We start from the raw sequence: 12,507 nt of genomic DNA, 5'->3' as shown, positions 1-12,507 counted from the left end.
GCTGAGCCGCGTCGAGCGTCGGCGCCGCCCGGTCAAGGACAAGGATTTGGTTGATGTCGATGAATTGGTCGGACAAATTCTCGAGAACAAACGCCATATCCGTGAGCAGCAGGACAAGCGCGACTTGCTTAAGGAACGCCTGCAGCTACTTCGCCCTTGGGGGGAGTTTGAACTGCCTGATATTAGCACAATCAAAAACTTGCGCTTCTGGTTTTACCTGCTGCCATTGAAAAAGCTGTCTGCGATGTCAGACGTAGAGCTACCTTGGCAAGAGGTGCACCGTGATCAGAAAAACGCCTATGTTGTCATTGTGTCTGAGTCTGAGCCCGATCCCGCGTTGCTTCCGATTGACCGTTCCCACATTGGTGGAAATAGCCTGTCCAAAGTCGAGGAACACCTTGAGATTGCCGAACAGCACCTTGAGGACTTGATGGCAGAGCGTGAAGCCCTGACCCGTTGGATCTACCCGCTGAGTCAATCGCTGGCGGCGAGCCAAGACAAGGCAGAACTGCTGCTTGCTTCATCAGGTGTCCAGGACGAAGGCGAGTTCTTCCTTATTCAGGGATGGATGCCTGCCGATGCCCAAGACGCAGTGATAGAAATGGCTGATGTCTATGGTTCTGCGGTGTTGTTCGAAGATCCCAAGGATGAGGACCAGCCACCAACATTACTGGAAAACTCCGAGCTTACCGGTGGTGGTGCAGAAGCGATGGGCTTCTTCCAAACGCCTAACTACCGTGCCTGGGACCCGGGTAACCTGGTGTTCTATTCATTCTCATTGTTCTTCGCAATGATCATGAATGATGCCATGTACAGTGCCATCCTCGGCCTGATCATCTTGTTCTTCCGTGAAAAGTTTGATGCTTCAGAAGAAGGCAAGCGACTGAAGAATATGGGCTTGTTCATGTCTGGGTTAGGTATTTTCTGGGGTGTGCTGGCAGGTAGTTACTTTGGTATTTCACCAAGCGAAGGCAGCTTCTGGGACTTCTTCCACATCATCGATATGAACGATTACAACGCCATGATGCGGCTTTCGGTCTTTATCGGTGTCATGCACCTGATCACCGCCAATGTGATGACAGCCTATATCAACCGTACCCACAAGCGGGCGTTTGCACCTCTTGGTTGGGCGGCCCTGATGTTTGGCGGCATGTTGATGTGGTTTGGTGTGACGGGTGCAGTCTGGAGTTGGTTCGGCAAAGGACTTGGCGGACTGCTGATGCTCGGTGGCGCAGGACTTGTCTGTGTATATAGCAGCGACCGACCAATCAACAGTCGCAAGGACATGGCATTGCGGGTACTCGATGGTGCCAAGGCGATTTACAACATTACCAGCGCCTTCGGTGACATCCTGAGCTACATGCGTTTGTTTGCGCTTGGCCTGTCAGGTGCATCGCTGGCAATGACCTTTAACTCACTTGCCGGCCAAGTTGTCGAAGCCCAGCCAGTCTCTGGGGTACTGTTTGGCGGCCTGATCTTATTGCTTGGCCATATCTTGAACTTCGCTCTCTGTGTCATGAGTGGTGTGGTTCACGGTATGCGCCTGAACGTTATTGAATTTGTTAACTGGGGACTATCTGACGAAGGATACCCATTCAAAGCTTTTCGGAAGAAAGAGGATTAAAACATGGAACAATTTGTTATTGCACTTGGTTGGTTGGGCGCGTTCGCTCCTGTTGCACTGGGTGCTATTGGTTCAGCTATCGGCTGTTCGGTAGCCGGTCAGGCAGCCTGTGGTGCCATGCTCGATGTTGAATCTGGCTACGGTAAATACATCGGCCTGTCTGCCATGCCTTCCTCTCAGGTTATCTACGGTATCGTGATTATGTTCACCCTTGCCGGTATCGGTGTAGATGCAGAAACGGCTGGCGGCCTGTTCGGTGTTGGCCTGATGACAGGTCTAGCACTTCTTTTCTCTGCTATCTATCAGGGACAGGCGGTATCGGCAGCCATCAACGCTTCGAAGAACAAGCCTGAAGTATTCGGTCTTTCTATTGCTCCAGCGGCAATCGTAGAAGGCTTCTCAGTATTTGCTTTCGTATTTGCGCTAGTGATGGGTGCTAACATCGGCGCATAAGGAACAGACCATGCCAGTAGAAAATCAAAACACCACGCCTGTCTCGGCAGGGATCAAGCAACTGGTCGACACCCTTCGCCAAGAAGGTGTCGATGCCGGTAAAGAAGCTGCAGATCAAATCATTGCCGAAGCGCGAGAAGAAGCCTCAACGATTGTTGCAGAAGCGCGTGATAAAGCCGGCCTAATCCTGGGCAATGCCCGCAAGGAAGCAGACTTTATCTCAACCGCAGGCAAACAAGCGTTTGAAATGGCTAACCGTAACGCCATTTTAGAGCTGAAAGCGTTCTTGCAGGATGAATTTGCTAAGCAAATCCAAGCGACCGTCGGTACCCAGTTAACAGACGAAAAGCTACTGCAGCAGATGATCCTCGAAGTCGCAGGCCGCAGCGCTATCAAATCTGATGAGCCTGTTGAAGTTATCTTGCCGACCCGTGTTGTGGGTGTGAATGATTTGAGTGCCAACCCTGAAGAGCTTAAGGAAGGTACTCTGATCCACTTCGCGGTGGCGCAAGCCGCTGAAATGCTTCGTGAAGGGGTCACTTTCAATGTCAATGAAGATAACAAGAACGCCGTTGTGTTCCGCTTGAAAGATAAAGATATCGAAGTGGCGCTGTCGGATGAAACCGTTACCCAGATGATGCTAAACCATCTCCAGCCACGTTTCCGCGCGTTGTTGGAAGGTATCGTCAAGTAATACAGAAGAGGCAGGCTTGCCCTGCTTCTCCTTTAACAAGGAACGTATATGTCTGATAAAGCATATCATAGCTTGTTGACGTCACTGCCGCATATCGATTCGCTGTTTAACAGTAAAATCACACCGATCTCGCGTTACCAGTTAGAACGCCGATTGAGTGCACTCACCTTTGATGAGCGTAAGCACCTCAACATGATTGAGCAACTCATGCATTGGGATCGCACCAAGGATGATGCCGATGATGCCGAGCTGATCAAATTCGCCACCCGTGCGCGCAGTGAAGTCAAAAGCAAAGTTCTTCGCGATCTGATTGATTGGCGCCTGGATATGCGAACGGTTGTTGCAGCCTTACGCCGCAAAAAAGCCGGGGAAAAAGCACCTTCTGGCCCTCGCTGGAGTTTCGGTACGCGCTATGAGTTCATCCGCCGTAATTGGAATGTGCCCTACTTTAACTTGCAGTTCGCTTTTCCATGGCTGCCGGATGTTGCCCGGTACATGGAACACGATCAAAGCCTCGAGCTCGAAAAAGCCTTATTAGAAGCGGTTTGGGAAGAACTTGATCGCATCAGTACCAAAGAGCGCTTTAGTTTCGAAGCTGTTGTTATTTATCTCTTGCGCTGGAATCTGGTATTCCGCTGGACCACCTACAACAGCGAGATTGCCATCGAGCGATTCGACCAACTCGTAGAAAATGCACTGGGCGAATTCGCCAGTGATCTACCGCATTAATTTTGAAGACAGGTTGTTCAATGAGCACAGAATTAATCAATAAAACGCCGACAGCCCACGTAACGGCTGTCATTGGCGACACGCTGACCATTCGCCTCAACGATGGGGAAAAAGGTCAACTGGTAAAAAATGAAGTCGTTTATGTACTGCCAAGCCGCAAACAGACCGATGGCCTTGATGAAATGCTAATGGCAGAAATCTTGCGTGTTCGCGGTGATTCCGCCGACATCCAGGTTTATGAAGACACCCGGGGTGTTGCTGTCGGTGACAGCATCATCCAAACCGGCGAAATGCTCAGCCTCGACTTGGGTCCGGGTATCTTGGCGCAAATCTATGATGGCCTGCAAAATCCACTAGAGCGTCTGGCACAGATCCACGGTAAATTCCTTAAACGCGGTGTGCAGGTTGATGCCCTAGATAAAGCAGAAACCTGGGCCTTTACTGCCGTTGCCAAGAAAGGTGACAAACTCCGTGCCGGTCAATCGCTTGGTACAGTACAAGAAGGCCGTTTTACCCACCAGATCATGGTGCCCTTCTATATTAAAGGTGAAGTCGAAGTTACCTGGATCCAAGAAGGTAACTTTACCGTTGATACCGTCGTTGCCCACATTACCGATAACCGAGGTAAAGAGCATAACCTGACCATGGTCCAGAAGTGGCCAGTCCGTCAGTCTATCGCCAATACCCTGACCAAAAACGGCGGAAAGACCCAGCGTAAATTCCCGAATGAGCCACTGGTTACAACAACCCGTACCATTGATACTTTCTTCCCGATTGCCCGAGGCGGAACTGGTTGTGTACCGGGGCCATTCGGCTCAGGGAAAACGGTTCTGCAGCACGGTATCTCCCGTTACTGTGATGCCGACATTGTTATCGTAGTTGCCTGTGGTGAGCGTGCTGGTGAAGTGGTTGAAACCATTGAAGAATTCCCTCACCTACCGGATCCTAAGCACGGCGGTACCCTGATTGACCGTACCGTGATCATCTGTAATACCTCGTCCATGCCGGTTGCTGCCCGTGAGGCCTCTATTTATACCGGCCTGACTCTGGGCGAGTACTACCGCCAGATGGGCTATAACGTCTTGCTATTGGCTGACTCAACGTCTCGTTGGGCACAGGCAATGCGTGAAACGTCGAACCGCCTAGAAGAGATCCCTGGCGAAGAAGGTTTCCCAGCGTACATGGACTCGGCTATCAAGGGCGTTTACGAGCGCTGTGGTGTGGTTGACAACGAAAACGGCACTGATGGCTCACTAACGATGATCGGTTCGGTTTCCCCTGCCGGTGGTAACTTCGAAGAGCCGGTCACCCAGTCGACCCTAGGTACCGTCAAGACCTTCCTTGGCCTGTCGTATGACCGCGCCTACAAGCGCTTCTACCCGGCAATTGACCCGTTGATTTCCTGGTCACGTTACCTCGACCAGCTTGAAGACTGGTATGCCGAAAACCTAGGTCCTGAATGGGTACCAACAGTTAAGGAAATGAAAGCACTGCTATCGACCGGTGACAGCATCGGCCAGATGATGCAGGTAACCGGTGAGGAAGGTATTTCGCTAGAAGACTACGTGGTTTACCAGAAAGCACTGTTCCTTGACATGGTTTACCTACAGCAAGATGCCTTTGATGAAGTCGATGCGTCATGTAGTTTTGAGCGCCAGCAATTCATCTTTGCCAAGGTGGTGAAAGTCATCCGCACTGGATATGACTTTGCTGATAAAGCCGAAGCACGTAAGTACTTTACGGCCATGACGCGTTACTTCCGTAACTTCCATTACGCCAAAGATAATACCGCCGAGTACCACGATTACGTTTCACGTATCGACATGCTATTGGAAGATACCGTAACCACGGCAGCATAAGCTTTAAAATCATAAGCTTATATATAGCAACCAGCATATCTGTTATCAGATGGTGCTGGTTTGCTATACCCCAGACTTCATACCCTAAAAACACATTCGGGATAAATATATATTCCAATACAACCCGACCAAACACCCCACCCAAATTTTGGCTAAATATTAGAATTAACCACTACCCGACAACCCTTTTCGCAGCGAATTTAACCTTCTCGTCACACCTAATCCTTTCTAGGCATTCAACCCCATGAAATCCTGCAAAAGCGAATGTTAACAGTGGCTTTCCCTGACACCTAAAATCAGGTGTAAACTCGGCGAAACCTTAGCATATTTTCGCTCAAATCGATTTATCAGCACAAAAAACGGCCAAAAACTGCCGGGTGCGTTAAAATTCAGTTAATAAATATGTTTTCGGAATATCGTACTGTCTAAAAAAGTGTGATCTGAAACATATCTTTGATTATTGCACGGCATTTTACTTCGCTTTAACACGTGAAGTGCTGTTAACCTGCTCCGCGCTCTGGTGAAAGATTTTCAGAGTGAATAATTATAAGGAGTGTTTTATTCATGCAAGCACAAAAGAAAAAAATGTCCCTGACCGGCCGCGTTATCCTGGGTATGGTTCTGGGCATCTTGACAGGATTCATTATTCGTTCACTTTTTGCTGAATCATCTTTTGTCCACGAATATATTGTGAATGGCCTGTTCGAGGTTGGCGGTGCAATCTTCATCGCAAGCTTGAAGATGCTAGTAGTGCCATTGGTTTTTGTCTCGCTGGTATGCGGTACAAGTACACTTAAAGACATCAGCACACTGGGCCGCCTAGGCGGTAAAACGTTGGCGTTCTACCTAACTACGACCGCAATTGCCATCACGCTGGCACTGGTCATGGGTAACGTGTTCAAGCCAGGTGCAGGCGCAGACCTTTCTGCCGCAACCACTTTCGCTTCTAGAGAAGCGCCGTCACTGGGCCAGGTCATTATCGACATGTTCCCGACCAACCCAATCAGCTCGATGGCTAACGGTAACACGCTGCAAATCATCGTGTTCGCTATCCTGTTCGGTATTGCTATCAGTGCTGCGGGTAAGCCGGGCGAGCGTATTGCAGGCATCTTCGCAGACCTGAACGAAGTGATCATGAAGCTGGTTGCCCTGCTGATGAACATCGCCCCATTTGGTGTATTCTTCCTGATGGCAAAACTGTTCACAGGCCTAGGTCTTGATGCGATTTTCAACCTATTCGGTTACTTCCTGGTACTGACTTGTACCCTGCTGCTGCACGGTATCGTTGTTTACGGTTCACTGTTCAAGATCTTCACAGGCTTGAGCCCGAAACTGTTCCTGAAGAAGATGGAAGACGCGATCATGTTCGCTTTCTCAACGGCTTCTTCAAACGCGACGATTCCAGTCACCATGGAAACAGCGACCAAGCGTCTTGGTGTTAAGAACCGTATCGCCTCATTCACTGTACCGCTAGGCGCAACCATCAACATGGATGGTACTGCGATTATGCAAGGCGTGGCGACGGCCTTCATTGCCCAGGCATTTAACATCGACCTGACCATGGGTGATTACCTAATGGTCATTGCAACGGCAACCCTAGCTTCGATCGGTACTGCTGGTGTACCGGGTGTGGGCCTAATCATGCTGGCAATGGTATTGAACCAGGTTGGCCTGCCAGTTGAAGGTATCGCTATTATCATGGGTGTTGACCGTCTGCTGGATATGATCCGTACTGCCGTTAACATCACGGGTGACAGCTGTGTAACCTGTATCGTTGCGAAATCTGAAGGTGAGATGGATATCGACCGCTTCAACGACCCGCATGCGGGTGAGAAAGAAGAAGAAGTCCACCTACACCCGATTTCAAACTCTTAAGAAACGGGTAACAATTTCCCCCTAATTCAAGGCTCCCAACAGGGAGCCTTTTTTATTGCAAGTTGCTAACTATAGCTCTAACCCTAAGCTTTTCAGGTACGGCTTCACAGGTATCAGCTTCTGCACCAAGATATGACATTCCTGCACCACCACTGCACCATTATCGACCTCGTTTTATAGACCCAACAAATACACCATAGTAAGCAATTGATAGTTAAAGATTAAATATTTCTGTCATCTGAACCATCATGGAATAGTGCTTGCAGCTTTACTTACCAGAACCGGACTCGTGTGTTTAGGGAGGCTGCATGCTCTACTTTATTCTTACCCTCTGCCTAGTCGGCATAGCGCTTGGTACCGTCATCATTCGCTCCCGCCAACAACGCGATATACTGCAAAGCCGTTTTAACCAAATTATCGGCCTACGCCAACTCATCCACTTACTGCGTTTCCATCGCCGCCAGTCACACCAAGCCCTGAAAAGCGTTCCACCGCGTTCGGAGAGCCTTAGTGAATCTATTGCGATCAAGACATTGATCCATAGCTTGATCAACCAGGCAGAAACCGCCAATAAACCGATGTACCGTATTCTCGATAAGCAGCTGGGAACGATTTTGGATGAGTGGCCGAGATATTCTGTCCAGCGCAACCAATCCACCCATGGCAAAGCGATCCGCCATGTTCTCTACCTAATTGACGATACCCTAACCCAATGCTTGATCACCTCAGAGAAAGAAGATTTATTCAAACACTACCAAGGTACGTGGCCTGTGATGCTCAATGCCATAGACAGCCTGAGCCGGTTCCGTTACGCGATTGAGAATTACAAGATGGGTAGTGATGTAATGGCTAGGGAGCTTGGGCTCCACGCCCAGATCCTCAAACGTAGAATGGCACAACTGCATTTACCGGATGATCCTGCCGTGCCGCCGCTCATCATCGATAATCTGTTTATCCAGTATGAAAATATCGATTTAAACGCGCACGATAAGGAATTGGTCAAATACCACCTCTACCAGTTCTCGCTGGAAGCGTCAGATACCTTGTTCCACTTATTTGATTTAGTGCTTAGCCATATCGGGGCAGAGCTGTCGATTAAGTTGCCGGAGTTGGCAGCAAGGGAAGATAAAAAGGTCGTGCAAATAATTGCCCGGTACTAAGACCGGGCAATTAGAGAAGGAGCAGTTTGGATTTTTTAGCCTAGGGCTTTAGAAAATTAGGTGTGCAATCGCGACGATAATCGGCAGTGTCACTAGTGTACGCAGAACGAAGATTGCAACTAATTCAAGGAAGTTAATTGGCACCTTGCTGCTAAGGATCACCGAGCCAGTTTCTGACATGAAAATGAGCTGGGTAACAGATAGTGCTGCAACAACAAACTTGGTCAGCTCAGCGTTGATGCTAGAGGCTGCAATAATTGACGGTACATACATGTCGGTGAAACCTACCAGCATGGTCTGCGCTGCAGCTTGTGCCTCAGCAACGTTAAGTAGCTCAAGTAGTGGAACAAATGGAGCGCCAAGTAGCGAGAACAGAGGTGTTGTCTCAGCAACAACCAGGCCAAGTGTACCGATTGCCATCACCACTGGTAGGACACCAATCACCATATCCAGCGCGTTGTGGAAACCCTCTTTGGCTACCGAGCCAAGGCTTTTCACTTTATCAGCACGCTGCAGGGCTAGGTCCATACCAAAACTCATTGCTGACTGGCCTTCAGGTACCAGTTCGTCATCACGGTTAGGTGCCGTACCATCGATGTAGACATCTTTTTTATATGACAGTGGCGGCAGGAACTGAATCACCATGGCTGCAACTACGCCGGACAAACAAATCGCGGCATAGAAAGGCACGAAGTAATTCTGCAGGCCAACCTGGGTCAGTACCACCAGCGAGAAAGAGATACCAACCGGCGAGAACATGGTCGCAACAACAGCAGCTTCACGGGCTGTATACTTTTTCTGCTCGTATTGCTTACTGGTCAAGATAACCCCAACCGTACCGTCACCCAACCAAGATGAAATACAGTCAATCGCAGCGCGGCCCGGCAGCCTGAACACAGGACGCATGAACTTACTTAGCAAGGTACCTAGCAGTTCCAGAAGGCCGAAATTAAGCAATAGCGGCAGTAGCAAACCGGCAAAGATGAAAGTGACAAACAAGGAAGGCAACAGATCATGCAGCACCAAACCACCGGTATTTTCATTCCAGAACATTTCTGGGCCTACCTGGTGAAGTGCCGCCAAAGTAAATACCGCACCCAGGGTACGAATAACCAACCAAGTCGGGCTCAATAGGAAAAGGCGAGTTAGCAAAGGAGATTGAGTTACAAAAGTAGGCTTTGCCACACTTGCCAATACTGAAACAGCAGCAGACAAACAGATCACTGCCGTCACTAACGGCAGGATAGCGTCACCCAGCACAGCCTTGAAGCCTTTAGCCATAAGGGCTAGCGGGAAGGTAAAGTCACCGTTGACGGTCAGCGGCGCCAAGAAGAAGAACAAGCCCAGTATCGATGGAATGGCGAACATCAGCACATTCCTGCTGGTCTTGTGGTTGTTTTGCGCTAAAAGGGTATCTGTCATTCTACTGCTTCCTGAATGATTACACTTTCAATAAAAGTGAATAATTTCTCAATATCGCGATTATATCGATATATCTTTCAGAGACAAGCCCAAACAGCAAAAAAAATCACATTTAGAGAATATAAATTCACACTTAATGCTAAAAAAAAGCCCGCTAAGATAGCGGGCCGAATAGGAACTAGCAAACAAACACTAACAATGAAAATCAATGACCCGGTACTACGCAGTTTCTCCCTATCGCTGCCAATTAGCCTCTATCCAGTGGCTAATGTGCTGCGCCACATCATGCGGGCGCTCCATCGTGGCTAAATGGCCGCAATCATTAAGTATGTGCAAGCTGACTTGCGGGATATGCTCTGCCATTTTCAAGTGGTTCGACACCGGGCATAAGGCATCGTCCCTGCCGCAGATGACCAAACTCGGCACCCGGATATCCGCCAGCATTGGCCTGGCATCTGGCCGGGTTGCCAATGCCTTGGCATGGGCAATGAAAGCTTCGATACCTATGTTGTCGGCCATACCGCATATCGAGTCAGTCAAGATTACATCCGCCATACGGCTTGGATGGATAAGGACAGGGAGCAAAACCTCTCGCGTAATGGCCGAAAATTCACCGGCTATTGCACGGTCCACCAATGCATCGCGTTTCTCGGTAACGGCAGGCATCTCGTCGGCGGCGTTGGTATCAATCAACACCAAACCTTTTACCCTTTCCGGCGCCTGACGGTAGACTTCGAAAGCCAGTATCCCTCCCATCGACAAACCACCGAGGATAAAGCTCTCCGGTGCCTCTTCCAGTACCTTGCTGGCGAGCGCCTGCATAGAATCGGCCACATCCAGGCTGGCACACTCGGGAGCGACCTGCTCCGGCAAAAGAACATTGACCGGCTCAAAAAGTTGCTGGTCGCACAGCAAGCCGGGTAACCACAACAGCGGGAGGGATTGGTTCATCACAGTACCTCTGGCTTTTCTGGTTGGTCACTGCCAAGAATGCAGTAGGTAAAACTTTCGCCGCGAACATTGGCAAGGCTGAGTGCTGCGCCAACAGGGACATTGAGAACATCACCGGTGGTCAACAATACTGTGGCTGACTCCCCCTGATGGCTGATTTCTACCTCGGTATCACCACTGAAGTTAATCAGTACTTGCTTCTCCTTGCGGCTATGCATAGGTAGCTTGGCCTGATTTTCCAGCTTATAAGCCTGAATACTGACATCGTCATGGCTTTTGACCTGATAGTCGTAGTTAGCAAGAGGGCTGCCGGTCAGGGCGAATTGTTGGTACTCCACGCCGGCAAAATCATTCGCCACCGGGCGGTAGTCCTTCTGCAGGGCTACAAACGGCATCATCTGCTCTGTGGTGTAGGTGTCAAACTGCTGCATCTGCTGTTCGGTCAGCAATGGCATCAATTCATCTTCGGCCGGGACCTCATCACCTGCCTGGGTATCAGCCAGGCTGCCATCAGCACGTAGGTATAAACCGTGGCCCTGGCTATTCTTGATGACTTGGGGATGCCAAATGACACCGCCGCCCGAATCATCCCCGCCCAGCACGGAATACATAAAGCCATAATCGCGGCCGACGACTTCAAAGCCGCGGAACAGGTTGGTCGGGATAGAAATCACATCGCCTTTGGACAATACCGCATCATGCTCGCCATCATTGCCCCAATAGAGGCGGAACTGGCCCTTGAACACCACAAACAATTCAGCCGTGCGGTGGGAATGAAGGGAGTTTTTGATCCCCGGCGGCTGGCCTGCTGCTCCAATATTGAAGCCAGCGGTATCTCGGATATGCACGTGCTGGCGGCTGCTTTCGGCTACCCCGGCCCCAATAATACAAAAATTATCTTTCAGGTGGCTGCCCGGCGTGCGCGCATCGATAAACGCACTGGTACCCGGGATCAATTCCATGTAACGGACAAGTTGTTGATTAATTTCTTGTTGTAAGTTCATTTTCCATATCCTTTTGGTAACAGAGAGGATAGCTTGCAATTGAGCGCCCGCTCCCACGCTAGGCTCCCAGCGGGCGGCCACCATCTACCGCCAGTGTCGTACCGGTAGAAAACGTCATTTGCTCGGCAGCCACGACAACGGCTTTTGCCACTTCCTCTGCATTGGCCAGCCTTTTCAGCGGTGTTGATTGCTCTTGCTGGTCACGCCACTCACTATCCAGCCCTTTGACAAACTCGGTATCGACCAAGCCCGGTGCAACTGCAAGTACGCGAATATCGGGGGCCAAAGCCCGTGCCAGTGAACGGGTCATGTTTTCAACAGCAGCCTTGCTGGCACAATAGGCGATATTACTGCCCATCGCTGTCTGCGCGGCAATAGAGGTTATATTGACCACACAACCGTTTTTGCCTTCCAGCAAAGGACGCATGGCGCGGACCATGGCAAACGGGGCTCGGACATTGACTTCAAAAATCCGGTCGATGAGCTCGTCTGTCAACGAGACCAAATCATCGTGGGCCACATACTGGGTAGTCCCGGCACAGTTGACCAGCAGATCCAGTCGCTGCCCGTCAGCCGCCAGTTGGTCAGCCAAAGATTGAATGCTTTGGCTATCGGACACATCGAGTTTGCAACTACGGTGCCCCTGCCCTGCCATGCCGGCTAGCACCTGGTTGGCCGCCTCGGCATTGGCATTGAAGGTCAGGATAACTTGGTAACCTGATTGGGCGAGGTGCTG

At 50.1% G+C, this 12,507-nt stretch carries 11 protein-coding genes; 7 read left to right on the top strand and 4 right to left on the bottom strand.

All coding sequences use genetic code 11. From position 1 onward, the window contains the following. The 7 genes from C9J01_RS29725 to C9J01_RS29005 form a co-directional block, all read left to right on the top strand. The coding region (locus tag C9J01_RS29725; RefSeq protein WP_107301535.1) for a V-type ATP synthase subunit I at positions 1-1,624 on the top strand (1,624 nt) is incomplete at its 5' end. 3 nt (positions 1,625-1,627) lie between these two features. After that, positions 1,628-2,077: an ATP synthase subunit C gene (locus C9J01_RS29030; RefSeq protein ID WP_107301534.1), complete on the top strand. Its 450-nt coding sequence runs from the start codon at positions 1,628-1,630 to the stop codon at positions 2,075-2,077. Between the two features lie 10 nt (positions 2,078-2,087). After that, a complete protein-coding gene (locus C9J01_RS29025) occupies positions 2,088-2,771 on the top strand; it encodes a hypothetical protein (RefSeq protein WP_107301533.1) in 684 nt (227 codons plus the stop codon). 48 nt (positions 2,772-2,819) lie between these two features. Further along, positions 2,820-3,500, top strand: coding sequence for a DUF2764 family protein (locus tag C9J01_RS29020; RefSeq protein WP_107301532.1), 681 nt, complete (start codon positions 2,820-2,822; stop codon positions 3,498-3,500). A gap of 20 nt (positions 3,501-3,520) precedes the next feature. Beyond that, entirely contained in the window at positions 3,521-5,359 is a 1,839-nt protein-coding gene (locus C9J01_RS29015; protein ID WP_107301531.1) for a V-type ATP synthase subunit A, read from the top strand. A gap of 564 nt (positions 5,360-5,923) precedes the next feature. Next, complete coding sequence (locus C9J01_RS29010) at positions 5,924-7,234, top strand: dicarboxylate/amino acid:cation symporter (protein ID WP_107301530.1); 1,311 nt, start codon at positions 5,924-5,926, stop codon at positions 7,232-7,234. A gap of 308 nt (positions 7,235-7,542) precedes the next feature. After that, positions 7,543-8,394 (top strand): hypothetical protein, encoded by an 852-nt coding sequence (locus C9J01_RS29005; RefSeq protein ID WP_107301529.1) that lies wholly within the window; start codon positions 7,543-7,545, stop codon positions 8,392-8,394. Positions 8,395-8,442: 48 nt separating this feature from the next. Here the strand turns inward: C9J01_RS29005 and C9J01_RS29000 are convergent, their stop codons facing one another. The 4 genes from C9J01_RS29000 to C9J01_RS28985 all read right to left on the bottom strand — a co-directional run. Further along, the gene (locus C9J01_RS29000; RefSeq protein ID WP_107301528.1) at positions 8,443-9,816 is read right to left on the bottom strand and encodes a YjiH family protein; all 1,374 of its coding nucleotides are present in this window, start codon (positions 9,814-9,816) and stop codon (positions 8,443-8,445) included. 234 nt (positions 9,817-10,050) lie between these two features. Next, a complete protein-coding gene (locus C9J01_RS28995) occupies positions 10,051-10,767 on the bottom strand; it encodes an alpha/beta fold hydrolase (RefSeq protein WP_107301527.1) in 717 nt (238 codons plus the stop codon). Further along, positions 10,767-11,771, bottom strand: coding sequence for a cupin domain-containing protein (locus C9J01_RS28990; RefSeq protein WP_107301526.1), 1,005 nt, complete (start codon positions 11,769-11,771; stop codon positions 10,767-10,769). The genes C9J01_RS28995 and C9J01_RS28990 overlap by 1 nt, the downstream gene beginning before the upstream one ends. 58 nt (positions 11,772-11,829) lie before the next feature. Then, positions 11,830-12,507: SDR family NAD(P)-dependent oxidoreductase (locus C9J01_RS28985; protein WP_107301525.1), on the bottom strand; the 678-nt coding region annotated here is incomplete at its 5' end.

The sequence above is a fragment of the Photobacterium rosenbergii genome (genome assembly GCF_003026455.1).
GTDB lineage: Bacteria > Pseudomonadota > Gammaproteobacteria > Enterobacterales > Vibrionaceae > Photobacterium > Photobacterium rosenbergii.
Note: the sequence above shows the minus strand (reverse complement) of the source record. Positions and strands in the feature narration are given on the sequence as shown.